The organism is Candidatus Avelusimicrobium aviculae, assembly GCF_949292495.1.
Classification (GTDB): domain Bacteria; phylum Elusimicrobiota; class Elusimicrobia; order Elusimicrobiales; family Elusimicrobiaceae; genus Avelusimicrobium; species Avelusimicrobium aviculae.
Genome location: NZ_CASEZB010000014.1, coordinates 1 through 23813, shown reverse-complemented (window position 1 = coordinate 23813; position 23813 = coordinate 1). Strand labels below are relative to the sequence as shown.

Genomic DNA, 23813 nt, shown 5'->3' with positions numbered 1-23813 from the left:
CCTCTTATTTTTCCGCTTGGTCCGCCGCGGCCTCTGGCTGTTGGGCGGCAGGCTGTTCTTGGTCTTGGGCAGGCTGGGCGGAAGCATCGGCCTCCGTTTCCTGTGCGGACGGGGCTTTTTTATCCTCTTCTTTTTTACCGCCTAAAGAGGCCGGCAAAGAGAAATCTTTCATCGTTACGTTTACCTGCATGCCGGGTTTAATTTTAATCAACCCGCCGGAAACAATGGTTTCCCCGCCTTTTAAGCCTTCCGTGATAATGTACATATTATCCTGCAATTCCCCCTGCACCGGGCGGGCCAAAACGGCGTTATTTTCATCCACCACATATACAATCATGCCGTTGGGCGTATTCAACACGGCGGAAGAGGGAACCAAAACCGCATCTTTATAAGTAGCGCCCACTAAACGCACGCGCACAAATTGGCCGGGCATAAGCTGGCGGCTGTTATTAGGATTGGCAAACTGGGCTTTCATAGCCAAGCTGGAAGTTTGGGCGTTTTCCGTGCTGTCAAAGAAAATAATTTTTCCTTTTTCCGGATATACTTTGCCGTTAGAAAGGACAACCTCTACATAAACGGGCGCTTTGGAAGGGGCCACCTCGCGGTATACTTTCGGATCAATGGCGGGGGCGGATTCTTTATCCCCCAACACAATCTGCCCTGACACATAACCGCTGGCTAATTTTTCAAACTGGCGGCCCGGCATGGAAAAATTTACCCACAGCGGGTTAATTTGTACCATGGTGGTAAGAAAACCCGTTTCCCCGGCAGGGGAAATTAAACTGCCAACGGACTGAGCTTCCCGCCCGGTAATACCGGAAATGGGAGCCGTTACTTTGGTGTAACCCAAATTAATTTCCGCGTTGCGTACTTCCGCTTCGGCCACTTGCACGTCCGCTTGAGCCGCTTCAAAAGCGGAAAGGGCGTCATCGTAATTTTTTTGGCTGACGGCATTGTCCGCGCGCAACGTTTTCATGCGGTTGTATTCCCGCCGGGTGCTGCGCTCTTGCGCCTGGGCTTGCGCCAAAGCGCCTTTTGCTTTTGCTAAAGCCGCTTTGTATTCTTTGTCATCTATTTGAAAAAGCTGGGTACCTTCTTTTACATATTCCCCTTCATTAAACAGGCGCGCTTCTAAAATTCCGCCCACCTGGGCGCGAATATTCACCTGCAAAGAACCCGCCACCTGGGCAGGATATTCTATATTCCAAGGCAAATCCGTCTTAAGCACTTTAATGGCATTTACCGCCACCGGGGCACTCTGCCCGGCAACCGTTTTATCTTTACAGGCAACACTGCATAACACGCCTGTTAAAAGCAAAACCCCTATTAAACTTCTAGCTACTTTTTGCATAACGTATCCTCTTTTGTAAAATAAACGTCCTTTAAAATTATAGCAAGTTTTTAACAATTTTGTTTACCGCTCGGTAAATAAATTTTAACCGCTGGCATTTATTCTAGGAATTGCTACAATACATATATGAGTGAAAAACAAAACATGTTGGAAAGCCGCCCATATAACGCGGCAGACCCGGAACTGCTGCAAGAAAGAAACCGCGCCAGGGAATTGTTAAAGAAATTAAATTTTACCTCCCCGCAAGATGCGGCCCTGCGCGCCCAGCTGCAAAAGGAACTGTTGCCTAACGCCGCCGAAGACCTGCACATAGAATACCCTTTCTTTTGTGACTATGGAGCCCAAATATATACGGGCAAAAATGTTTTTATTAATTTTAACTGCACCATTTTGGACTGCGCCCAAGTGGAAATAGGGGATAATACCCTTATTGGTCCCAACGTGCAAATATACACGGCCACCCACCCGCTACAGCCGCAAAAACGGCTGGAAGGCTTGGAGTCCGCCCAAAAAGTACGCATCGGCAAAAACGTGTGGCTGGGAGGAGGGTGCATCATATTGCCCGGCGTATGGGTGGGCGATAACGCCGTTGTGGCGGCCGGCGCCGTAGTTACGCGCGACGTGGCCCCCAACACAGTAGTGGCGGGAAGCCCGGCAAAAATAATCCGCCGTTTTTTGGGCTGATTGTATTTGGCGTAAATAAAATTTCCGAGTTGTCCGCCGGTACGCTGCCTATTGTTTAAACAGGCGTTTTGGCTTTCGGTTAAGGTGGATTTTATGAAAGTGGCAGAAGATATATCACAATTAATTGGCGATACACCCTTGGTGCGCATACAAAAGTTAAACCCGGGTCCCGGTTTATTATACGCCAAGCTGGAGATGTTTAATCCGTACAGCATTAAAGACCGCGCCGCCTTAAATATATTGCAACAGGCCGAGCGATCAGGACAGCTAAAACCCGGCGGACGCATTGTAGAGCCCACCAGCGGGAATATGGGAATCGCATTAGCTTTTTTAGCGGCGGTGAAAGGATATGAAATTACCCTTACCATGCCCGAAAACATGAGCCCAGAACGCGTGAAACTGCTAAAAGCGCTGGGGGCAAATATTGTGCTCACCCCCGCATCCAAAGCCATGAACGGTGCCATCCATAAAGCACAGGAAATTTTGGCCCAAAATCCCGGGGCGTTTATGCCTTCCCAATTTGAAAACCCCGCTAACGCGCAAGCCCACAGCCAAACCGCTTTGGAAATCCTAAAAGATTTAGATAACCGCGCAGACATATTAGTCTGCGGAGTGGGAACCGGAGGGACATTAACCGGTACGGCCCAAGAGTTAAAAAAACATTGTCCCGGCTTGTATACCGTAGCCGTAGAACCGCAGGACAGCCCTGTCCTTTCCGGAGGCAAGCCCGGCCCACACAAACTGCAGGGTATTGGGGCGGGATTTATCCCCAACATTTTAGACACCAAGCTGATAGATGAAATTATCCCCGTCACGGCGGAAAACGCCGGCCATACGGCCCGGGCGCTGGCTAGGTCCGAGGGGATTTTGGCCGGCATCAGTTCCGGCGCGGCGCTGTGGGCGGCTTTACAAGTAGCGGCCCGCCCGCAAAATGAAGGGAAAAATATTGTGGTCATCTTTCCAGACAGCGGAGAAAGATATTTAAGCACTTGGGAGTTTGAAGAATGAAACTTAAGCATGCCCTCGCTTGTATTCTTTTATTAACCGCCTCGCAAGCCGGGTGGGCCGCGCAGGAAGATATTATTATAATAGAAATGGACGGAAAAGATTATCCCTCTTCTTCCTCTGAACCCAGTGTGTCCGTCTGGAAAAGTTCCACCCGCCAGCTTGAAAAAGCATTTAAAAACAAAACCGTATCCCAAGTGCTTACAGCCGCCACCACCGTGCCCAGCATACAAGACACATTAACGGCTTCTTCCGGAGAAGAATACGTCCTGCTGCGCTACGGGGACGAGGACTCTTTCCGAAAATTTTTGTTTTCCGCCCAAGAACCCACCCGGTTTTTAGCCGCCGCCTCTACAGTGCCGGAAGTATTGGCCCTGCAACAAAAATATAACGTGGATATGACCGTTACCCGCACCGCTTTTGAGAAAGCTTACCCAAAAGCCACTTTTTTAAATGTAAGCGACTTGCAAAACAACACCACGCAAATCGTTTTTCAATTACAACAAAACCCTAAAAAACCTATTTTCACTTATTATGTATTTGAGGACGACCGGCTTACCCGCGCTTTTTTTGACGACGAATCCTATAACGCTTATTTAAAGAAAATCTCAGACGCTAACAAAAACTACACGCAAGCGCAGGAAAAGAAAAAACAAGAAGCCGAGGCCGCCCGCCAAAAAGCCCTGCAAGAACAAGAAGAACAAAAACGCCGGGAAGCCGCCAAATGGCAGCGCGCCTTGGTGGAAGGCGGCACTACGGAACAATATTTATACGGCCCGCGCTTGATAAAAGGCGCCGCGTTGGAACGCCGCAAAAAACAACAAGAAGAACAAAATAAAAAATAACCACAAGCGGTTGCCAGTCTTTCCCAGGCACAAGCATGTTAAAAATTCCGCTAACTAAATTTTTTAACATACTAACCCCGGCGGATTTCCTATAATGGGTATATGCATATGGACCCAATAGCCCTATCTTCTTTTGGTATAGCCGGCGCGCTGTATGTTGTTTTGCAGCTCAGCGTTACCATACATATTTTATTACATAAGGACGAAGTCCCCAGCGCCATAGGCTGGATGGGCCTTATTTGGCTTACCCCGTTATTGGGTACGGTCATCTATGTATTATTGGGGATAAACCGCATACACCGCAAGGCCCTGTCCCTGCGCAACAGCGGGCCCAATATCATTACACATTCTAACCCCAATATAACAGAAGCCCAACGCCACATACCCCCCGCTTTTATACAGTTGCTTCGTTTGGGTTATAAAGTACACCCGCAACATTTTGCCGCCGGGAACCGAATCACTCCTTATATTAACGGAGACGCCGCCTACCCGGAAATGTGCCGCCTTATATCTTCCGCCCAAAAAGAAGTTTTAATTTCCAGCTATATTTTTAATAATGACAAGGCCGGCCAAATGATTTTATCCGCCGCACAAAACGCCGTAAAAAACGGGGCAAAAGTAAAAATTCTGGTAGACGGGGTGGGGCTCAATTATTCCAAACCCAATTTAGCGCGCGCCGTTAAAAAATACAAGGGCATAGAGTTCAGCGTTTTCCTCCCCTCCAAAAGCCCGGTTACGCTGCCTTTTCTTAATTTGCGCAATCACCGCAAAATAATGATTATAGACGGGAAAGAAGCCTTTTTTGGCGGCATGAATATTGCGCAGGGCAACTTGGTAGCCCAACAGCCTAAAGAACCTATCCAAGACGTAACCTTTAAAGTACAGGGGCCAGTAGTACAACAAATGATACGGGTTTTTGAGGAAGATTGGATTTTTTCCGGGAAAAAGCATTTTATTCCGTTTTCTGTTTCGGAAAAAATCATCCTTCCCGGAGCCACCCCCGCGCGCATTATTCCGGACGGGCCGGATAATGATTTTGGCAAAATTAAAACATTAATTATGGGGGCTTTGGTCTGCGCCCAAAAATCCATACATATCGTTACGCCGTATTTCCTGCCGGAAAGGGACGTGCTTAACGCCTTGGTGTTGGCCAGTATGCGCGGGGTACATGTGGAAATTATCCTTCCTTCCAAAAGCAACATATGGGGGATGGACTGGGCCATGCGGGCCAACTTTCCCCGCTTGCTAAGAAGAGGCGTTAAAATTTATCATACCCCTTCTCCTTTTGACCACAGCAAGCTTCTCGTGGTGGACGAAGTGTGGACATTTATCGGCTCCGCCAATTGGGACGTGCGCAGCTTCCGGCTTAATTTTGAGTGCAATTTGGAATGTTTAGGCCCGGGCCCTGCCGCCCAAACGCTTAAAATCATTCACGCAAAAAAACAAAACGCCAAGGCGGAAGTGCTCAACCCGCACCAACGCCCGCCTATGTGGAAATTAATAAGAGATAACGCCTTTAAACTGTTAACCCCTTACTACTGATATGTTTTACACCAAACCGGAAAAAGATCATATCCTAATTATAAAAGGAAAAGCGCAAAGGCCCTGCCTTCCGCGCCAGTTTGCTTTATGTGTATGGAACCTGCATAAATGCAAAAACCACGGCTGGAAAGAAGAATTTGCCCTTCACTGCCAAAAGAGCGATTTGTTTCTTGCGCAGGAAATCATGTTCCGGCCGGAAGAAGAAAACAGTTTTTGCTCCGCCGGGCTGGAATGGACGTCCGCCGTCAGCTTTTTTTCCTTTCTGCGCAAAGCCCCTATAGGTATAGCCACCGGGTGCCGCGCCCCGGCGCTGCGCGCCGATTACCGCGCCAATGTGTTTGAACCTTTCGTACAAACCCCTAAAATGACGCTTAGCACCCTTTACCCTACCGAACGGGACCCGCTGTTGGTAATTAATTTACATGCCATCAATTTTAGAGGATTAAAGCCGTTTAACCTGCATATGGCGGCCGCGGCGGAACTCTTGCGCGGGTTTGACGGCCCCGCTTTGGTGGCGGGTGATTTTAACGTGTGGAGCAAAAAACGTTTAAACGCCATGCTCCAAACGGCGCAATCTTTACAATTAAAAGAAATAGCGTTTGAACCGGACAATCGCTCTTGCTTTTTTGGCAAAAAACTGGATTTTATATTTACGCGCGGGTTAAAACTGCTGCACGCGGAAGCGCTTCCTTCCCCCGCGTCGGACCATAACCCCCTTACCGCCCTGCTGGAAGTGCAATAACCCCCTTTCCAAATATGCTAAAATATAAAAAATAGCTTATTTTTACGAAACAATTATGAACACAACAGACAATAAAGCCGTATTTTTTAAACGCCGGGCCTTGCGGGAAGTAATTGAGGCCTTTGACCGGGGCGAACTGGAAACAAACGCTTTTCGCATTCCTTTTAAAGTAATTCCGCCGGATTCCAAATCCGCCGTGCGTTGCTGCATTTATAAAGAACGGGCCGTCTTCCGCGCCCGCACACTGGCCGCTTTAGGAGGCAGTGTGGAGCAAGACGACGAAGCAACCTCTTTAAATGAATACGCCAAACAGGCGTTGCTGCGCAAAGACATCCCGTCCACCCCGCTTACCGTAATGGATATTGCCTGCAAAGGCTGCGTGAAAGCGCGCCATATCGTAACGGAAGCCTGCCAAGGCTGTTTGGCACGCCCGTGCCAACAGGCATGCAAATTCGGGGCTATCTCTTTTGAGAACGGCCGCTCTAAAATTGACCCGGACAAATGTAAAAACTGCGGGCAATGCAAAGAAGCCTGCCCCTACAACGCCATTACTTATGTGCCCGTTCCGTGCGAACAATCCTGCCCGGTAAACGCCATTCATAAAGGGGAAAACGGATTTGCCGAAATTGATTTTGACAAATGCATTTCCTGCGGGCATTGTATGGACGCGTGCCCCTTTGGCGCCATTATGGAACGCAGCCAATTAATTGACATTTTAAGCACCATGAAAAGCGGCAAAAAAGTATGCGCGATGATAGCCCCTTCCATCGTGGGCCAGTTTGACTGCACCCTCCCGCAGCTGATGACCGCCATTAAGAAAGCCGGTTTTGACAAAGTAACCGAGGTAGCCTTGGGCGCGGACGTAACCACCGCCCACGAAGCGGCTGAACTGGTGGAACGCTTGGAACGCGGAGACAAGTTTATGACCACGTCCTGCTGCTCCGCCTGGATACAGGCTGTTAAAAAACATTTGCCCACCCTAAAGCCTTTCGTTTCCGATACGTTGACCCCCATGGCCTATACGGCTGAAATGGAAAAGAAAAACGGTTTTACCACCGTATTTGTAGGGCCCTGCGTATCCAAACGCGTAGAAGCGACGGACAACCCCAATATTGACTATGTAATGACATACGAAGAATTGGGCGCCATGTTGGACGCAAAAGGCATTAATCCTGCCGAATGTGAAGACACTCCTTTAGACCCCTCTATCTCCGGTGAAGGCCGTTACTACGGCGTTACCGGCGGCGTAGCGCAAGCTGTGGAACACGCCCTGCCCGGGCGGACCATTAAAAAAATGGCTATTAATGGGCTGGATAAAAAAGCCATGCTTATGCTGCAAGCCTACGCCAAAGGGATTGGTGATTTTCAGCTCTTAGAAGTAATGAGCTGCAAGGGCGGATGTATTGGCGGCCCCTGTACCATGAAAAAACAAGCCCAGGTTATCAAGCCTATTCAAGATTTGGTAGCCAAAAGCCCTAAAGTAAAACCCGCCGTCTTGCACGAAAGCAAGAAAACGGATAAAAAAGAAAACAAATAATTAAAACGATAAATATAAAACCCCCGCCAAAAGCGGGGGTTTTTAGATTACGAAAAGAACACAAACCTTAATTAAACGGGTCGTCATCACAATCGTTTAGGCAAATATCCAATATTTTTTCTTTTACCTCAAAGCCTAACCGGATAATACGGTCCTCCGTCGTCCAGTCCCGAAACCATACATAAACAGTATTTCCGCGGCGTTCCACTTTATCGGCAAACCGGCTCTTATGGTCAAAATCCAACTTTAACATAGCGCGCAGCCTTAAAAAAGTCTCTTCGCTCATAGTGGATAAATCCAACGGGTTGCCGGCAGCCACCGCATATGGGGCAAACAGTTTATTGCTATTGGTTTCCAGCTGCAGCCACTCCCTGCGCCCTTTTATTAAAGCGTATAAAGACGTAAGCTGGTTATCCGCCCTTTCACCATAAATCTCTTTCACCGCCTTCACAAACTTACTTTCCGGCATCATAAAATCATGATAACAAATAGAAATGTAGGTTTCTTCTTTTTTGTGGCGGGCGTCATACCAATTCGCCAAAAGCCCGGCGGGGTAGAGTTCCTGATCTACTTGCCAAAGGTAATAAACCCATTGAGGATAGCCTTGGGCGAAAGAAGGAACTGTAAAGGACAAGAATAAAACAGCCAGTAAAATCACTTTCTTCATATTTATTAGCATACAAAACCCCGCCGCAGGGGACCAGGGCCCTTGGGCCTACCTTTTGTATAGGCCCTATATTTTTTAAAATAGAAAACCCCTTTCCTGTGGAAAGGGGTTTTGCAAAACTTGGTTCCGCCCAACGATTAACGTTTGGAGAACTGGAAGCGTTTGCGGGCACCCGGCTGACCCGGTTTTTTGCGTTCCACCATTCTGGGGTCGCGCGTTAAGAAACCGGCTTTCTTTACAGCTTTTTTAACATCTTCGCTGATATTAGCCAAGGAGCGGGCAATAGCGTGGCGCACGGCGCCGGCTTGAGCGGCTACACCGCCGCCGTTTACTTTGGCTTTCACGTCGTACTCTTTGTCCAAATTGGTAAGCACGAGCGGGGCTTTTACCGCCGCTTTATAGCGTTCACAGCCGCCAAAGTAGTCTTCCAAAGTTCTGGCATTGATGGTAATTTCGCCCTTGCCTTTTAAGAGTTCAACCTGGGCGACGGAGGTTTTTCTTCTTCCGGTTTTAAGTTCTTTGGTATTGTTCATAAATAGTTTCCCTCTTATTTGCCAAAACGATGGCCAAAATCATGTTCCTCACCGGCGAACAAGCGCAGGCGTTTCATTCTGGGGGCGCGGAGTCTGTTCACGTCCAACATTCTTTTTACCGCCAGTTCAATCACGCGGGTAGGATCTTTTTCCATCTGTCTTTTAAGCGGGGTTTCTTTACCGCCTTTGGCATAACCGGAATGGGTGAAATAAATTTTTTGTTCCAATTTATTACCGGTAACGGCTATTTTGGCAGCATTGGTAACTACGACAAAGTCTCCGCAGTCCATGCTGGGGGTGTAAGTTCTTTTGTGTTTGCCCATCAGCAGCACGGCGATTTGGGTAGCCAGTCTGCCTAAGGTCTGTCCGCTGGCGTCAATGTGATGCCATTTGCGGGAGGTTTCAACTTCCTTTACGGAAGGCAAAAAAGTTTTTGTCATGTTTTGTTTCTACCTTTTGTAATTAATGCGCAGCGGAGTGGTGGCCGCTGTCTTAATGACTCGTGGTTTCCTATATATTATAGCAAAATCAACAGCGTTTTTTGCAGGTTTTTCACGCTGCCGGCTGTAAAGAGGCCAGCACTTCTTTAAACAGGCTTTGCACCTGCTCCAGCAAATCCAGGCGTACAAATCGGCCCCGCACTTCGGCCGCGTTGGGGAAATCCTTTATCCAATACCCGGCCGTTTTGCGGCTGCGGTTAATGCCAATGCGCTCCCCATAATGGGCCACGTTTTCTTCTATTAGCGCCAAATAGGTTTGCAAACGCTGGGCAGGGGTATGGCTGGTAACGGGCAGGCCTTGCAGTTCATTGGCTATATCCCGGAAAATAAGCGGGTTGCCCACGGCCCCGCGCCCAATCATCACGCCGGCGCAGCCCGCTTGAAAAAAATTCTTTGCGTCCCGCGCGTTCAGCACGCCGCCGTTGCCAATAACAGGTATTTTTACCGCCGCGCACACCTGGGCCAGCGCTTCTATATTGGGCTGGCCGCTGTGCACGTCCACCGCGGCGCGCGCGTGCATAACCACAGCCGCCGCGCCCGCTTCCTGCGCCAAATGCGCCAACCGGGCCCCCAAAAATTCTTTATGGTTTAACGCAATACGCGTTTTAAGCGTAACCGGTATGCTGACGGCTTTCACCGCCGCTTCCAGCAGACGGGCTAAATGGTCCGGGTCTTTCATCAGTACACAGCCTGCCCCCGCCTTGTTTATTTTTTTAACGGGACAGCCGGCGTTTAAATCCACAATATCCGCCCCGGCCGCCTGGGCGTTGCGGGCGGCTTGGGCGATGGTGGGCGCGTCTGAACCAAAAATTTGCATGGAAACGGGGTGCTCTTTAGCAGATACCTGAAGCATTCTCCCGCTGCGCGCGTTGCCGTAATGCAGGGCGTGTGCGGAAACCATTTCCGCGCAAACAAGCCCCGCCCCGCCCCGCAAACATAAAATGCGAAAAGGGGAATCCGTTATCCCGGCCATGGGCGCCAATACCAAATTATTGGCGCAGGTAACGCCGGCTATTTTAAGCGGGCGGATAAAATTCATTAATCTTCCTTTTGCCAGCGGCCCAGAGGGGGTACGTCCAGCTCTCTGTATTTAATCAGGCAGGAACGCATAATCTGGCGGGCTTCCACAAATGTATTTTTAAATTCCAACGCGTTAATAAATTCATCATGTCCAAAACCGCCGGCCATGATGTGGTCCGTCACTGCTATGCGGTAAGTTTCCTGGGGGCGCAATACGCGCCCGCCGTTAAAAACAATGCGGGTGATTGCGGGGGCCTCTTTATCCGAAGCGTTATACCAAACTTTCATGCCGGATATTTGAGGAAAATTGTCTTTGGCCGCCAAAGAAGCTTCCAGCGCTTTTTTCAAATCCCGTCCTTTGATGGTAACAAAGGTAACGGCGTCGCTGTAAGGGTACATGCGGTAAACGTCATATTCGCTGATGCGCCCGGCCGGCAGGGAAGCGCGTATAGAGTCTGCATTTAAAACGGCTCCGTCTAGGCGGGACCATTTATGCAAACAATCCGTTAAAATATTGCCCAGGCTGGATTCCCCATGCAAATTGCCTTTTATTTCTTCTTGGGCGGAAGTTACCCGCGCGTTCATTTTATGCTGGGTTTCTTTGCGTAGCGTATCCGTGGCGGAAGCGATTTGGGTGTCCTCCCCAAAAGTGTCTTTAGCCAGTAAAATGTCTTCAAAATCTATATTGCTTAGCTGGTTGTTTTTATCAAACGTTAAACGGATGCGGCCCAAACTGTCAAACTTGGCACCCGGATAAACAATAAAGGTTCTGTTGATTTTGTCCGTTTCGGCGTTTTCCCGGTCCATGTTAGAACTTAAAATTAAATCTATGGCGGGGGCTTCTTCCGCCAAAGTGGCGTCACTCACCCCTTCTTTTTCCGGGGAACCCACCGAACTCAACAACACCACCACATGCACTCCTTTTTCTTTTAACCGCTCGCTCATTTCTTTGGCGGCAGCTACCGGGTCCGTGGCTTTCATGCCGGTCAAGCGGTGGGTGGTGTTTACCGGTTTAGGGTCCAACAAAGCAAATAAACCTACTTTTACGCCGTTAACTTCCCGTATTAAATAATCGTGGGTGGGCCAAGGGTTTTTGCCGTCTATGGTCAAATTAGAAATGATATACGGATACGGCATTTTTTGGATAATTTGGCGCAAAGAAGGCCAGCCGAAAACCAAATCTTTATCCGCCACCGCGGCCGCCGTATACGGGATAGACCCCGCCAGCCGGGGCAAAAATTCCCCCTTGGAAAGAAGTCCCTCCGGCGTTTGGCTGAACCAGTTTCCGCCGTCCAACAATAAATAAGGCTGTTTTTGTTTTTCCAAAAAGTTTTTTAATACGGCGTAGCCGCCCACGTCCCGGTTGCCGAATCGGGGTTCGGGGCGGATCCAAAAGAAACCTTGTATGTCCGATGTATAAAAAATATCCACCGTTTTGGCGTCTTTTTTAAAGCACCCGCCCAACAGCACACAACTCGCAAATAAACCGCATAAAAAAACTTTTTTATTCATACCTTATTTAATGATAATACGCCCGGTAGGAACGGGTTTTAAGGGGCTTTGCTCCTCTATGGCTTCTTCCATAATTTCCTGGATGCTGTCGTCCCCTACTTGTTTTTTATCTTTATCTTCAATTTCTTTAAACATCCAGCCTTCGCTGCCGCCGCCCGCGATGTAGGAATTGGTTCCCACAATATAGGTAGCGTTTTTATCCAGCGGTTTGCCGTTTACCCAAATTTTTAAATCCTGTACTTTTCCTTTGCGCAGTTTGTATTCAATTTTTAAACCGGAATAAGAAAACAAATTGCGCGGTGCCAAGCCAAACTTTACAAATTTTTCCAAAAATTTGCCGCTTACCTTTACATTGGTAATGGTATTGCCAAACGGGTGCATGTTGACCAGATCCCGCTTGGTAACGGTGCCTTTTTCCAAATCAACGCGGGTGCCGCCGTTATTGTGTATAAATATTTCGGCGCCGCTGTAATCGCGGCAAATATCCGCCACCCAGTTGTTAAGGGGAGAGTCTCCCTCGTTTCCTTTAACCGGCGTGCGCGATAACTTAGCTTGCGCCGTTCCCAAGACTTTATCCATGCCCGGTTCTTTTAACGCTTCCGCCAGGGCGGCCACCGGGGCGTACAGGCCGGTCTTTTGCGTATCTAACGGAATTAACTCTGACTTGGCGGACACCAATTTGCCGGTTTTATCGTCCGTTTCCACCGTAATGCGGCTTACGTTTTGCAAATAGCAACCGCTTTCCACAAACAAAATACCTCCGTGGTATTCATTTTGAATGATTTTATGCGCATGCCCGCCCAGCACAATATCAATATCTTCTTTGTGTTTTAAAGCTAATTTGAGTAATCCCGAATCCTTGCCGTGCTTGTCATCGGCAATAGAGTTGTGGTCCAACAAAACCACCACGTCCGGGTTTTGTTTTTTTACTTCTTCTAACACTTCTTTTAACACTTTGGAGGTTTTTAAAATTTTGTATTGTTCCGTATCGTTGGTGGGGTATTCGTGCCCTAGGCCAATGACGGCATATTTTACGCCGTCCACGTCAAAAATACGGTACGCCTGTAAATAATCCGGCTGGGTACCGCTTTTGCGTTCTACAAAATTGGCGGACAAAATAGGAAACGCCGCCGCGCGCAGCATAGGCTCCACTGCGGGGTCCTTAAAATCAAATTCATGGTTGCCCAAGGTAGAAGCGTCATACCCCACCGCATTCATTAACAGTACGCTTTTTACGCCTTGGGAATTTTTGGCTTCCACGGTGCCGTTGGCAAAATCGCCCGAGTCCAACAATAAATAGGGGCGTTTTTCCTGCTGTAAAAGCCCGGCTAACGCGGCAAAGCCGCCCCGTCCGTCTTTGGGGTAATAAAAACCGTGGGTATCGCTGGTGTGATAAATAACCGTGGTTTTAGCAAATAAAAACACCGGGAAAAACACAGCCACAAACAAAACGGCAACTTTTTTCATACAACCTCCCTTGGGTCTTAAACAAAAGGACCGCGGGTTCCCCCGCGGCCCGTAAATTATGCGGCTATCCGGCTGAACGGGGAAATCTTACGCAGTTTTTCCACAATGCCGGGCATTACTTTAAGCACCAAGTCTATATCCTCTTGGGTGGTTTGGTCAGAGAGAGAAAAGCGGATAGACCCGTGCGCAAACTGAAACGGCACACCCATCGCCCGCAGTACGTGCGAAGGCTCCAGCGAGCCGGACGTACAAGCCGACCCGGAAGACGCGCAAATGCCGTAATCATTTAAAAACATCAAAATAGATTCCCCTTCAATATACCCAAAACTGATATTGGTGGTATTGGGTACGCGGGCCGCGGGGTTGCCGTTAATTTTAGTATCGGCGATAGCGGACGTCAGCCCTTGTTCCAGCCGGTCACGCAAGGCGGCTACGCGCCGCATGGTGCCGTCCTGCAGGCGGGTTTTGGCCAATACGGCCGCCACGCCCAACCCCACAATACCGGGTACGTTTTCCGTACCGGCGCGGCGGTGTTTTTCTTGGTGGCCGCCCATTAAAAAGGGCATAAAGCGCCCGCCGCGCCGCACATACAACACGCCCACCCCTTTGGGGCCGTGAATTTTATGGGCGGACAAAGAAAGCATGTCTATATCTATGCCGCTTACGTTAACGGGTACTTTTCCCACCGCTTGCACGGCGTCTGTATGAAACAGTGCGCCTTTTTGTTTGGCAAGGCGGGCGATTTCTTCTACCGGGAACAAGGTGCCCGTTTCGCTGTTGGCCCACATGACAGACACCAAGGCGGTATCTTCGTCCAACACTTCTTTAAAGCGGGCCATGTCAAAATTGCCTTTTTCATCCACGCCGATAAAATCCACCCGGTAACCTTGAGCCTCTAAATATTTAAAGGGTTCCATCACCGCCGGGTGTTCCACGGCGGAAGTGATAATATGTTTCTTTTTGGGTTGGGTGCGTACGGCGGACAAAATGGCCGTGTTGTCGCTTTCCGAAGCGCAGGAAGTAAAAATGATTTCATCGGCGTATTGCGCGCCGATTAAATCCGCCACTTGCTGGCGGGCGATGTCTATGGCTTTGCGGTTGGAACCGCCAAAGGTATGCATGCTGGAGGCGTTGCCGTATTTTTCTCCAAAATAGGGCAGCATGGCCTCTATCACTTCCGGCAGGCATTGGGTGGTGGCGTTGTTATCCAAATAAACCGTTTTCATACAATTTAAATATGCTCCACCGTTAAGGAAGGATCCACTTTCTCTTTTAAAGCTTTTTCCACCAAATTTTTAATGGTGCCGGCGGCGCCCATACAGCCGCTGCACATGCCCAGCAGGCGCACTTTTACTTGGGCGCCTTCCAAATCCACCAACTCCACGGAGCCGCCGTCCATATTTAATTTAGGGCGCACGTCTTCTTCCAGCACTTTTTCTATGCGGCGGATTTTTTCCACCAGGGTCATTTTGGAAAAATCTTTCTCTTCCGCTTTCGGCGCGGAAACTTGGCAGGCGTTTACTTTATCCAAAATCTTTTGTATTTCCCCTTTGCAGCGCCCGCAGCCGCCGCCGGCTTTGGTAAAGTGGGTTACGTCCTCCACCGTGGTTAAGTGGTTGGCGCGTATGGCTTTAATAATGGTTTCTTCCGACACGTTAAAACAATGACAGATGATTTTTTCTTCTTCCTGTTCAAACGTAACGGGTTTGCCGCCCTGGCGGTAGCTTTTAACGGCGGCTTCCAGCGCTTCCATACCCATGACGGAGCAGTGCATTTTTTCCGCGGGCAGCGTGCCCAGCGCGTCGGCAATATCCTGATTGGTGATTTTAGAGGCTTCTGCTATGGTTTTGCCTTTAATCATTTCCGTTAACATGGAGGACGAGGCTATGGCGCTGGCGCAGCCGAACGTTTCAAACTTGGCGTCTTCTATCACATCGGTTTCTTTATTTACTTTAATGGTAAGCTTCAATGCGTCACCGCATACCAAGCTGCCCACCTGGCCGGTACCGTCCGCATTTGGGATAACCCCCACATTGCGCGGATTTTTAAAATGGTCCATTACTTTATCGGTATAATCCCACATACAAAACCTCACTTTATTACTTATTTATATTATATCATTTTGGCCGCCGCGCGCCCGGGTTAAACGGGACCGGCGGGCAGTGTAATATTTGCTAAAATAAAGGAACAATGAAATTTAAACGCACCGTCATTTTTTACAATGCCTTTAAAACCCATAACCGCCCGCTGGCAGAGGAGCTGCTTGCCCTGGCGCGCAAAAAAAACCTTCGCGCCGACATTTTGACGGACCTTTCCCTCCTGCCCGCCCAACAAGGGGCGGATTTGGTTGTGTGTCTGGGGGGAGACGGCTCCACCCTGCAGGCGGCGCGCGCGGCGGCCCCGCTGGGCCTGCCCGTATTTAGCGTTAACTGCGGGACATTGGGGTTTTTATCCGGCTGTGAAGTGCAAAACTGCCGCCAAGCGTTGGAAGCCGTGCTGGACGGCAAAGGCATCATCAACCCGCGTTTTATGCTGCACACCGCCGTTAAAACGGCAAGCGGCGCTTTAATTGGGGAAGGCCTGGCGTTTAATGACTGCGTCATCCGCTCCGCCCAAGCGCGCGCTTTTTCTTTAGAGACGGACTTTAACGGCCGGGAACTGCAAAAATATTTTGGGGACGGGATTATCGTATCCACCCCCACCGGCTCCACCGCGTATTCTTTGGCCGCCGGCGGGCCCATTATCGCGCCGGAAGTGGACGTTTTTTTACTCACCCCCATTTGCCCCCACTCCCTGGGCCAACGCCCGCTTATTTTGCCGGCGGACGGGGCTATTATCTTTACCCCCGCTTTTAAATATCCGGAAGACCAAGCCACCGCCAGCTTAGACGGGCAAATCAACTTTCCGCTGGAGGCGGGCAGCCGGGTTGTCATATCCCGCAGCACCGTACGCGCCCGGCTGATTACTTTACCGGGAAGAGATTTTTTTAGTATTCTAGGCCAAAAGCTGAAATGGGGTAACCGTTCATGTTAAAAAAATTAAGCATACAAAATTTTGCCATCATTTCTAATTTAAGTTTACACTTTGGGCCCGGGCTAAATGTATTCTCCGGGGAGACGGGCGCCGGCAAATCCATTGTAATAGAAGCCTTGGGCTTTGTGCTGGGCGCGCGGGGTGACGCGGACGCCATTAAAGACGGCGCGCAGAAAATGACCGTCAGCGCGGAATTTTCTTCAGACATGCTGCCGGAAACCATCCGCCAAGAACGCCAATTAACCCAAGACACGTTCACCCTAAAAAGAGAGTTGGACCGCCACGGCAAAGGCAAAGCCTATATAAACGGCAAACCGGTTACCGTATCCGCCTTGGCCCAAATCGGGCGTTATTTGGTGGACTTTCACGGCCAGCATGAACACCAAAGCCTGCTGCACCCGTCCGTACATTTAACACTGCTGGATAAATTTGCCAAGCAGGAAGCCCTGCTGCAAAAAGTGCTGGCGTCTTACACGCATTTAAAAAATATAGAAGAACGCTTAAACGCAGCCACCCTTTCCGAGCAGGAAAAAGAACGCCTGCGGGATTTATGCGCTTACCAATTAAAAGAAATTGAGGATGTAAACCCCACGGCGGACGAAGACTTGCAGCTGGAGCAAAGCCTGCCCAAAATGAAAAATTCCGGCAAATTGCTGGAGCTGGCCCAAACCGCGTATAACGAATTATACGAAGATGAATCTTCCGCCACGGAACGCGCCGGCAAAGCGGCGCGCTGTTTGGAAGACATGGCTCAGTTGGATGAAAACGCCGCCGAGCTGGCAGAGAGTCTAAACTCCGCCCTGGCCGCTTTGGAAGACGCCGCCTCCTCTTTAGCCGCTTACAAAGACGACATTAACCTGGACCCGCAAGCGCTGGACGATATGCTTTCGCGCCATGAAAAAATAAAACGCTTAAAAAGCAAATACGGCCCCGGGATAGAAGACGTTTTAAAAACCGCGCAGGATTTAAAACAGCGCCTGCACGCGCTGGAACATCAAAACGAGGAAGAAGAACACCTGCGCCAAGAATGGGAAAAAGAACACGCCCAGCTGCTGCGTTTGTCCCAGCAAATGCATGACAAGCGCATGCAGGCCGCGGAACAACTTTCCCAATTATTGTGTGAGCAAATCCGCCCGCTGGGTTTTAACGCGGTGCGTTTCCGCGCCAGCGTGGAAATGGATGAGGAAAACCTGGGCCCCACCGGTGCAGACAAAGTGGAGTTTTTATTTTCCCCCAACCCAGGCCAAGCGCTTAGACCGCTAAAAAATATCGCCTCCGGCGGGGAAATTTCCCGCGTGATGCTGGGGTTAAAAACCGTGCTGGCCCCCACCGTGCCCGTTATGGTGTTTGACGAAGTAGACGCCGGCATAGGCGGGGAAACGGCTCACCTGGTGGGCGAAAAATTAAAGGAGGTGTCCAACGGGAGGCAGGTTTTGTGCGTTACCCATTTGGCGCAAGTGGCCGCCCAAGCGGATGAAAACTTCCACGTAGCCAAAACCGCCCAAAAAGACAACACCGAAGTAACCATCACCCCGCTTAACGGCAAAAGCCTTACGGCGGAAATCGCCCGCATGCTGGGCGGCAACGCAGACCCAAAATCCGCCGCGTATATACACGCGCAGGAATTATTAAAACGGGCAGGCAGAAAAAATGAAACTAAATAAAAATATTTTTATCCCCCACCGCTGGCTGGATTTAAAAGGCTTGCGCCGGATTTTTGTTTTCTTTTTTTATATTCCGTTTCTTATCTTTTTATACAGCGCCTTCCAATGGACATATTTATTTTTCGTCCCGCCGCCGGAATCTTATTCCGCCCCTGTACAACAAATTTGGGCGGCGGCCGCCGTGCAAAGTTTGCTTTTAATGGTTTTGCTGGCCGCCGTAATAGCCGTTTTTAAAACGTTGGAATCCGTTTCCCGCCAAACGGCAGAAAAATAAGCTCTTCTTATTCTTTACAGGGCCCTTCTTTTTGATACAATATGAATATAAGGATTCGCCGGGGGTTGTTGCAGGCGTGCCCTTATCAAACAGGAGGAACATTATGTCTAAATGCTGCAAATGCGCCAAATGGTGGCCGCATAACTGGCTTTGCTTGAAACACTTGTATTATGTGTTTATCGCGTTGTTTTATCTTACGCTGGTTTCCGCGCTGTACTTTTTCATCAGCGCCATGTTGGTTCCCGCCGGAGTGTTTGAAAACGCCGGCCAGAACAAATGGTTCTTTATCCTTAATACCATTACGCCCATTTTGCTGGGTATGATTATGAGCTTAACTTTGGCTAAAATCATCAAAGTTCTGCGCAAAATCAAACACGCGGTGGCTCCCTGCGCCTGCGCGGCTCAGCCGGAAGTAAACACGCAAGAAGTAGTGGAAAAAGAATCCAAATAATTTAAGCGCGGCGGGGCTGGCACACGGCTCCGCCGCGTTTTTAAGAGAGGGAGCATGAAAAGAAGCATCGCTTTATTTACCGCATTACTCACTGCCGCCGCCCTGCAGGCTGAAAGCATCAAGTTAAAAGACGGCACTATTTTAAGCGGTTCCATTTTAAGCCAAACCCAATATACTTTAAACCTGGCCACATCTTACGGCACTGTTACCCTCAACCAAAAAGAAATTGAACAGATTTTGCCGGACAAGCACCGCATCTTGCTTAAAGGCGGGACGCAGCTTGTCGGCGTTATTTTAGATTTGGACGAATTTAACCTGAAACTTCAAACAGACAGCGGCGTAGTAAACATAGACATGCCCCAAATAGCCAATATTGAAGTGTATGACTATGACCAAGGCGAAAAACAACAACAGCAATATGTAGAGCAAAAAATAGAAACCGCCGCCCAGGCCGCGCAAAAGCAACAGCAGATTGCCCAAACCGGCACGGTGGAAGCGGCGGGAGGATTGTCTTTTGATTCTGATATAGACAAAGTGTTTGACGCCCAAAACGCCACCGTGGTAGGCGGGCGCGTGGTAACCCAAACCCCCACCCAGCCCGTCACTCCCACCGCCCAAGCCCCCAAAATGTTAAGCGATGAGGAAGCCTTTTTAAAAGGGGTAAAATCTGGCACGGTCACCCAGCAGGAATTTGCCGCCGCGGCCAAAACGGAGTTGGCCTCCAAAAAACAGCCTAAAAAAGAATCCCCTTTAAAAAATGAAAAAAACTTTAATAAATATTTAGCTATCCAGCTGGGCGCCATGCCGCTGGATTTGCAATTAAACGTAAGCAAACTGCCCGGCTTTGAGGGCCAAACAGAACCCAAAGATTTAAGCGGCACCAGCGTTGTGGTTGCGGGTAAGTTTTTATGGCGGGTAATGGACAGCAACTTCTGGCTGGGGCCCACGTTAAGCATAGCCAATATTGACGGGGTAGACTTCCCGGATTTAGACCCTAACGCCGCTGACCCGAGCCACTATCCTAATCCTACGGTAAAAACCAGCGGACAAATTTTTAATATCGGCGTGGCGGCAAATTATTACATCAACCCCCAACACCGCTTTGCTTTTTATTTAACGGGCAACGCCGGGTATGAGATGCTATCCCTGAATTACCGGGGAGAGGTGGAAAGCCGCTCCTTCAAATCTAACGGCATATCTGCTTCCGCCGGGGCGGGGGTAGAAACCCGCATAGACGATTTATTGTTAGGGCTGGAAGTACGCCAGCAATTCGTTACCCGTAATGATGAGCTGGAAGACTCGGCAACTTCCAACACTGTGTTTAGCGCACAAGCCAGCTGGAAATTTTAGATGAATATACTCGTTTTGCCCAATGCGTTTAAAGGCTCTTTAAGCGCACCGCAGGCGGCACGTATTTTGCACAAAGAGTTATCCCCCCGCCACCGTGTTTTTTCCGCCCCGGTCTCCGACGGGGGAGACGGCTTTATAGATTTTTTTAAATATCTGTATCCCTCCTCGCGCTTAGTACATTTCCACGCGCGAAACGCTTTCTATAAAAATCAAAAAACATCATATCTTCTGTTGCCGGGCGGGAAAACCGCCGTTATAGAAACCGCCCGCATTTGCGGTTTAGGCACGGCAAAAAAAGAAGAGCTGAACCCTCTAAACGCCACTTCCTACGGAGTGGGGCAAGCCATTATGCACGCCGTAAAAAAAGGGGTTAAAAATATTTATATCGGTTTAGGAGGCGTAGCCTGCAATGACGGCGGCAGCGGAGCCGCCACCGCTTGCGGGACCCGCTTTTCGGACAAACAAAGCCGCCCCTTGGCCTTGGGCGCCCAGCCTTTATTGCAGCTGGCGCATATAGATAATACGGGTTTAGTAAAAAATTTAAAAGGGGTCCGCCTGTTTGCCGTGGCGGACGTTACCAACCCGCTTTTAGGGCCCAAAAGCTCCGCCAAAGTATTCGGCCCGCAAAAAGGGGCTAATCCCAGCCAAGTAAAACTATTGGACCGCGCTATGGCCGTTTACGCCCGCCGCATAAAAAAAGAACTGGGCAAAGATATCGCCCACACGCCTTCCACCGCGGCGGCTGGAGCCATTTGTGCCGGCCTGTACGGCTTGTTTAACGCAAAAATTTTGCTGGGCGCGGATTTTTTACTTCATAAGGCGCACTTTAATAAACAAGCGCAACGCGCGGATTTAATTATCACGGCGGAAGGAAAACTGGACAGCCAAACTTTCGGCGGCAAAGCCCCCTTGGCCGTTATCAAACTGGCCAAAAAATATAAAAAACCGGTTCTGTTCATTTGCGGGCAATTGGGCAAGGACGCGCTGAAACACCGCTCTTTCCTGCCGGACCAAATAGCCGTACTGAGTGATTTTGCCCGCTCCCCGCAGGATTGCCGTCTGCACGCCGCCAAATACCTAAAACGCCTTTGCAAGACGTTATAAAAAATGATTGCATACGGAATAAATTACATATAAACCCGAAGTTGCGTTAAACGAAAACCCGGCTTATTCAAGCCGGGCTTTCTATTTAAGAGGGATTTTGTTCTTGGGCTCCGTCTGGAGCGGGCGCCGGCTGCAAAGCGGGGTCCGGCGACGGTACGGCGGCCGCTTCGTGGCGGGTAAAAGCGCCGTCCGCCAGCCATTTCAACCCGCCTTTTTCTATACGAAAAGACATTAAATTGGAAAAAATAACGCTAAAGAAAATAACGGAATAAATTACATCCTGCACGGCGCCGCCGTCCCCCGGCAACTGCTGCGCCACCATGGCCGCCAACACCGCGCTGACCAGCCCGTTAGGGCACATAGCCAGCAGAACGGAAGCGTCTGTACGGCTTATTTTCTTAGAGGTGCACAAATCCACCACCGGCCAGCGTACCAACAATTTTACTGCGGCCAACAGGGCTCCCGCCGCCACAAACTGCCATTCTCCAATACGCATGCAAATGCCCATATATACAAAGAAAAGCGTTTTAAAAATAAATTCCAGCTCATCAAAAAATACGCGTTCTTCCGCGTTTAAAGCAACGCCTTTAAACTCAAATTTTTTAAGCCACAACCGGCTGAACAAACGTATATTTCCCGCCACAATGCCAAAGGTAAGCGTGGCGATGGCGCCGTCTCCCCCCAACAGCTCGCTGGCTCCGTATACTAAAAGCACAAAAGCAAAGGTAAGCGAAACGGCATTTTCCATCCGGCGGATACGGTTTAACACCCCCATCCAAAACAGCCCCGCCGCCAACGCAAACAAAATGCCAATACCAAAGGATTTAACAATCTGCAGCCCCACCAGCCCGGCGGATACGGCTTCCCCTTTCACCAAAACCCCCAGCAAAGCCAACGCCACCACAATGGAGTATACGCCAGTTAAGTTGGCTTCCAAAAAAAGAATGGTTTTGGTATTATCGGCAATTTTCAACTTGGCAAGCATAGGCACAATAATAGCGGCGGAATTATTCGCCACAATGGATCCGATAATAAAAGAGGCCATCAGCGGCAAGCCTAACGTCCAATGCACGGCAAAAGAAACCACCACCCCCACCAGCACAAAACAAACCGTAGTAAGCAGCAACCCCTGCCCCACCGCGCCGCGCAGAGAGGAAACTTTAAAGTCAATTCCGCTTTCAAAAAGTACCACAATCAACGCCAACGTGGTAAAAATTTCCCCGGCGGAGCCAAACATATCCGGCGTTACTATCTGCAGGCCGGGGCCGATAATCATCCCCAGCACCATCAAAGGCAATACGTCCGGAAGGCGGGTTTTTTCAAACAAGAAAGAAAACATTTGCCCCAGGAACAAAACGGCACCGATAAACAAAATGGCGTAAGTCATACTGTTATTATATGAAAATTTATCCTTGCGCCGGGAAACAATATTTCATTTAATACATTATTATGGAACACAATGCGAAAATTTTACTGGCGGACGATTCCCCCACCCTGCGTTTTTTAGTGGCCGAAGTATTAACTGAAGCCGGCTTTACCGTGGTGGAAGCAGAAGACGGACAGGACGCCGTGGAAAAGACGTATAAAGAAAACCCGGATTTGCTTATTTTAGATTACGATATGCCCCGTAAAACCGGTTTTGAAGTGGTGCGTGAAATACGCAGCCGCACCGGCTATTTGCACACGCCCATTATTATTTTTACGGCGGATACGCATAAATCCACCAAAATGGAAGGCCTTGGCCTAGATATAGACGACTACTTAAACAAACCGGCGGACGGGGATGAGATTGTGGCCCGCGTAAAATTATTATTAAAACGCAATAAACAAAAAATGGACAGCAACCCCCTTACCCGCCTGCCGGGGAACCCGTCCATACAAGCGCGGGTGGAGAACGAAATTGCCTCCGGCCGGCAATTTGCCGTCTTATATTGTGATTTAAATAATTTTAAAGCCTATAATGACAAATACGGCTTTGCCGCTGGGGATAGGGTGTTAGTTTCCGTGGCCGGTATTATTATACAGGCTTCCGCTCAGGATAACACCTCTTTTGTGGGGCACATAGGCGGGGATGATTTTATTGTGGTGTGTTCCTTTGAAAAAGCGCAAAACATCGCACAAACCATTATCCAGCAACTGGACGCAACGGCCCCTTCTTTTTATAATGAACAGGACCGGGCTCAAGGATTTATGGAATCCGTTAACCGCAAAGGGGAAAAGGAACGTTTTAAATTCTTGTCCATAGGCATTGGCGTTGTGCACAACAGCCAGCGCCCGCTTACTTCTTTTGCCATGGTAAGCAACATCGGCAGTGAATTAAAATGCCTGGCTAAACGGCATGAAGGCCTCAGTTATTTTGTGTTAGACCGCCGCACCGCTTAATCCCGTTTTCATATGAAACTCCCCGGGCTTACGCCCGGGGTTTCTTTCTATACGAACAATTTCATTGTTCGCCCCAAATCTTCTTTTCCCTGCATATCTATATATTTTCGTATTTGTTCTTCGTTTATCCCTACCGTGGATACAAAGTAT

23 protein-coding genes are annotated in these 23813 nt (G+C 49.3%); 13 read left to right on the top strand and 10 right to left on the bottom strand.

The window, feature by feature from the left end:
• Positions 1 to 4 precede the first annotated feature (4 nt).
• A complete protein-coding gene (locus tag ACQY33_RS03030) occupies positions 5 to 1351 on the bottom strand; it encodes an efflux RND transporter periplasmic adaptor subunit (protein WP_428073808.1) in 1347 nt (448 codons plus the stop codon).
• Between the two features lie 126 nt (positions 1352 to 1477).
• On the opposite strand from ACQY33_RS03030, the gene ACQY33_RS03025 reads away from it, so the two are divergent.
• The 6 genes from ACQY33_RS03025 to ACQY33_RS03000 all read left to right on the top strand — a co-directional run bounded on the left by ACQY33_RS03025 (position 1478) and on the right by ACQY33_RS03000 (position 7706).
• Positions 1478 to 2035, top strand: a complete 558-nt coding sequence (locus ACQY33_RS03025; protein WP_428073806.1) for a sugar O-acetyltransferase — start codon at positions 1478 to 1480, stop codon at positions 2033 to 2035.
• A gap of 93 nt (positions 2036 to 2128) precedes the next feature.
• On the top strand, positions 2129 to 3043 hold the full coding sequence (gene cysK, locus ACQY33_RS03020) for a cysteine synthase A (RefSeq protein WP_428073804.1): 915 nt from the start codon (positions 2129 to 2131) through the stop codon (positions 3041 to 3043).
• Positions 3040 to 3885, top strand: coding sequence for a hypothetical protein (locus tag ACQY33_RS03015; protein WP_428073802.1), 846 nt, complete (start codon positions 3040 to 3042; stop codon positions 3883 to 3885). Before cysK ends, ACQY33_RS03015 begins: the two co-directional genes overlap by 4 nt.
• 102 nt (positions 3886 to 3987) lie before the next feature.
• Positions 3988 to 5427, top strand: a complete 1440-nt coding sequence (locus ACQY33_RS03010) for a phospholipase D-like domain-containing protein (protein WP_428073800.1) — start codon at positions 3988 to 3990, stop codon at positions 5425 to 5427.
• 1 nt (position 5428) lies between these two features.
• The gene (locus ACQY33_RS03005; RefSeq protein ID WP_428073798.1) at positions 5429 to 6169 is read left to right on the top strand and encodes an endonuclease/exonuclease/phosphatase family protein; all 741 of its coding nucleotides are present in this window, start codon (positions 5429 to 5431) and stop codon (positions 6167 to 6169) included.
• Between the two features lie 55 nt (positions 6170 to 6224).
• The gene (locus ACQY33_RS03000; protein WP_428073796.1) at positions 6225 to 7706 is read left to right on the top strand and encodes a monomeric [FeFe] hydrogenase; all 1482 of its coding nucleotides are present in this window, start codon (positions 6225 to 6227) and stop codon (positions 7704 to 7706) included.
• A 67-nt stretch (positions 7707 to 7773) separates the two neighbouring features.
• On the opposite strand, the gene ACQY33_RS02995 is transcribed toward ACQY33_RS03000, so the two are convergent.
• The 8 genes from ACQY33_RS02995 to nifU form a co-directional block, all read right to left on the bottom strand.
• Positions 7774 to 8373, bottom strand: a complete 600-nt coding sequence (locus ACQY33_RS02995) for a hypothetical protein (protein WP_428073794.1) — start codon at positions 8371 to 8373, stop codon at positions 7774 to 7776.
• Positions 8374 to 8510: 137 nt separating this feature from the next.
• Complete coding sequence (gene rpsI / locus ACQY33_RS02990) at positions 8511 to 8906, bottom strand: 30S ribosomal protein S9 (protein WP_428073792.1); 396 nt, start codon at positions 8904 to 8906, stop codon at positions 8511 to 8513.
• A 14-nt stretch (positions 8907 to 8920) separates the two neighbouring features.
• Entirely contained in the window at positions 8921 to 9346 is a 426-nt protein-coding gene (gene rplM, locus ACQY33_RS02985) for a 50S ribosomal protein L13 (RefSeq protein WP_428073790.1), read from the bottom strand.
• Between the two features lie 112 nt (positions 9347 to 9458).
• Positions 9459 to 10445: a tRNA dihydrouridine synthase gene (locus tag ACQY33_RS02980; protein ID WP_428073789.1), complete on the bottom strand. Its 987-nt coding sequence runs from the start codon at positions 10443 to 10445 to the stop codon at positions 9459 to 9461.
• Complete coding sequence (locus tag ACQY33_RS02975; RefSeq protein ID WP_428073788.1) at positions 10445 to 11938, bottom strand: bifunctional metallophosphatase/5'-nucleotidase; 1494 nt, start codon at positions 11936 to 11938, stop codon at positions 10445 to 10447. Before ACQY33_RS02975 ends, ACQY33_RS02980 begins: the two co-directional genes overlap by 1 nt.
• Positions 11939 to 11941: 3 nt before the next feature.
• Positions 11942 to 13405 carry a bifunctional metallophosphatase/5'-nucleotidase gene (locus tag ACQY33_RS02970; RefSeq protein ID WP_428073786.1) on the bottom strand — a complete coding sequence of 488 codons (1464 nt, stop codon included), beginning with the start codon at positions 13403 to 13405 and terminating at the stop codon, positions 11942 to 11944.
• A 56-nt stretch (positions 13406 to 13461) separates the two neighbouring features.
• Positions 13462 to 14631: a cysteine desulfurase NifS gene (nifS, locus tag ACQY33_RS02965; protein WP_428073784.1), complete on the bottom strand. Its 1170-nt coding sequence runs from the start codon at positions 14629 to 14631 to the stop codon at positions 13462 to 13464.
• Positions 14632 to 14636: 5 nt separating this feature from the next.
• Positions 14637 to 15488: a Fe-S cluster assembly protein NifU gene (gene nifU, locus ACQY33_RS02960; RefSeq protein ID WP_428073782.1), complete on the bottom strand. Its 852-nt coding sequence runs from the start codon at positions 15486 to 15488 to the stop codon at positions 14637 to 14639.
• A gap of 107 nt (positions 15489 to 15595) precedes the next feature.
• On the opposite strand from nifU, the gene ACQY33_RS02955 reads away from it, so the two are divergent.
• From ACQY33_RS02955 to ACQY33_RS02930, 6 genes are all read left to right on the top strand, one after another.
• Entirely contained in the window at positions 15596 to 16438 is an 843-nt protein-coding gene (locus ACQY33_RS02955) for an NAD(+)/NADH kinase (protein ID WP_428073780.1), read from the top strand.
• Positions 16432 to 18102: a DNA repair protein RecN gene (recN, locus tag ACQY33_RS02950; protein ID WP_428073778.1), complete on the top strand. Its 1671-nt coding sequence runs from the start codon at positions 16432 to 16434 to the stop codon at positions 18100 to 18102. Before ACQY33_RS02955 ends, recN begins: the two co-directional genes overlap by 7 nt.
• Positions 18089 to 18376 (top strand): hypothetical protein, encoded by a 288-nt coding sequence (locus ACQY33_RS02945; RefSeq protein WP_428073776.1) that lies wholly within the window; start codon positions 18089 to 18091, stop codon positions 18374 to 18376. Before recN ends, ACQY33_RS02945 begins: the two co-directional genes overlap by 14 nt.
• Positions 18377 to 18479: 103 nt before the next feature.
• Positions 18480 to 18827, top strand: coding sequence for a hypothetical protein (locus ACQY33_RS02940; RefSeq protein WP_428073774.1), 348 nt, complete (start codon positions 18480 to 18482; stop codon positions 18825 to 18827).
• 54 nt (positions 18828 to 18881) lie between these two features.
• Positions 18882 to 20177, top strand: coding sequence for a hypothetical protein (locus tag ACQY33_RS02935; protein WP_428073772.1), 1296 nt, complete (start codon positions 18882 to 18884; stop codon positions 20175 to 20177).
• The gene (locus ACQY33_RS02930; RefSeq protein WP_428073770.1) at positions 20178 to 21281 is read left to right on the top strand and encodes a glycerate kinase; all 1104 of its coding nucleotides are present in this window, start codon (positions 20178 to 20180) and stop codon (positions 21279 to 21281) included.
• 85 nt (positions 21282 to 21366) lie between these two features.
• Here ACQY33_RS02930 and ACQY33_RS02925 read toward each other — a convergent pair whose 3' ends face one another.
• On the bottom strand, positions 21367 to 22668 hold the full coding sequence (locus tag ACQY33_RS02925; protein ID WP_428073768.1) for a cation:proton antiporter: 1302 nt from the start codon (positions 22666 to 22668) through the stop codon (positions 21367 to 21369).
• Positions 22669 to 22730: 62 nt separating this feature from the next.
• Here ACQY33_RS02925 and ACQY33_RS02920 point away from each other — a divergent pair, with 62 nt between their 5' ends.
• Positions 22731 to 23663, top strand: a complete 933-nt coding sequence (locus tag ACQY33_RS02920; protein ID WP_428073766.1) for a diguanylate cyclase response regulator — start codon at positions 22731 to 22733, stop codon at positions 23661 to 23663.
• Positions 23664 to 23813 lie beyond the last annotated feature (150 nt).

Bases quoted from the DNA above. Each gene is read 5' to 3' on its own strand.
- rpsI (WP_428073792.1), bottom strand. From the start codon at position 8,906: ATGAACAATACCAAAGAACTTAAAACCGGAAGAAGAAAAACCTCCGTC.
- ACQY33_RS02920 (WP_428073766.1), top strand. From the start codon at position 22,731: ATGGAACACAATGCGAAAATTTTACTGGCGGACGATTCCCCCACCCTG.
- ACQY33_RS02930 (WP_428073770.1), top strand. From the start codon at position 20,178: ATGAATATACTCGTTTTGCCCAATGCGTTTAAAGGCTCTTTAAGCGCA.
- nifU (WP_428073782.1), bottom strand. From the start codon at position 15,488: ATGTGGGATTATACCGATAAAGTAATGGACCATTTTAAAAATCCGCGC.
- ACQY33_RS02935 (WP_428073772.1), top strand. From the start codon at position 18,882: ATGAAAAGAAGCATCGCTTTATTTACCGCATTACTCACTGCCGCCGCC.
- ACQY33_RS02940 (WP_428073774.1), top strand. From the start codon at position 18,480: ATGTCTAAATGCTGCAAATGCGCCAAATGGTGGCCGCATAACTGGCTT.
- ACQY33_RS02925 (WP_428073768.1), bottom strand. From the start codon at position 22,668: ATGACTTACGCCATTTTGTTTATCGGTGCCGTTTTGTTCCTGGGGCAA.
- ACQY33_RS02995 (WP_428073794.1), bottom strand. From the start codon at position 8,373: ATGAAGAAAGTGATTTTACTGGCTGTTTTATTCTTGTCCTTTACAGTT.
- ACQY33_RS02945 (WP_428073776.1), top strand. From the start codon at position 18,089: ATGAAACTAAATAAAAATATTTTTATCCCCCACCGCTGGCTGGATTTA.
- recN (WP_428073778.1), top strand. From the start codon at position 16,432: ATGTTAAAAAAATTAAGCATACAAAATTTTGCCATCATTTCTAATTTA.
- ACQY33_RS03025 (WP_428073806.1), top strand. From the start codon at position 1,478: ATGAGTGAAAAACAAAACATGTTGGAAAGCCGCCCATATAACGCGGCA.
- ACQY33_RS02980 (WP_428073789.1), bottom strand. From the start codon at position 10,445: ATGAATTTTATCCGCCCGCTTAAAATAGCCGGCGTTACCTGCGCCAAT.
- ACQY33_RS03030 (WP_428073808.1), bottom strand. From the start codon at position 1,351: ATGCAAAAAGTAGCTAGAAGTTTAATAGGGGTTTTGCTTTTAACAGGC.
- cysK (WP_428073804.1), top strand. From the start codon at position 2,129: ATGAAAGTGGCAGAAGATATATCACAATTAATTGGCGATACACCCTTG.
- ACQY33_RS03015 (WP_428073802.1), top strand. From the start codon at position 3,040: ATGAAACTTAAGCATGCCCTCGCTTGTATTCTTTTATTAACCGCCTCG.
- ACQY33_RS02970 (WP_428073786.1), bottom strand. From the start codon at position 13,405: ATGAAAAAAGTTGCCGTTTTGTTTGTGGCTGTGTTTTTCCCGGTGTTT.
- ACQY33_RS03000 (WP_428073796.1), top strand. From the start codon at position 6,225: ATGAACACAACAGACAATAAAGCCGTATTTTTTAAACGCCGGGCCTTG.
- ACQY33_RS03005 (WP_428073798.1), top strand. From the start codon at position 5,429: ATGTTTTACACCAAACCGGAAAAAGATCATATCCTAATTATAAAAGGA.
- rplM (WP_428073790.1), bottom strand. From the start codon at position 9,346: ATGACAAAAACTTTTTTGCCTTCCGTAAAGGAAGTTGAAACCTCCCGC.
- ACQY33_RS02955 (WP_428073780.1), top strand. From the start codon at position 15,596: ATGAAATTTAAACGCACCGTCATTTTTTACAATGCCTTTAAAACCCAT.
- ACQY33_RS03010 (WP_428073800.1), top strand. From the start codon at position 3,988: ATGCATATGGACCCAATAGCCCTATCTTCTTTTGGTATAGCCGGCGCG.
- nifS (WP_428073784.1), bottom strand. From the start codon at position 14,631: ATGAAAACGGTTTATTTGGATAACAACGCCACCACCCAATGCCTGCCG.
- ACQY33_RS02975 (WP_428073788.1), bottom strand. From the start codon at position 11,938: ATGAATAAAAAAGTTTTTTTATGCGGTTTATTTGCGAGTTGTGTGCTG.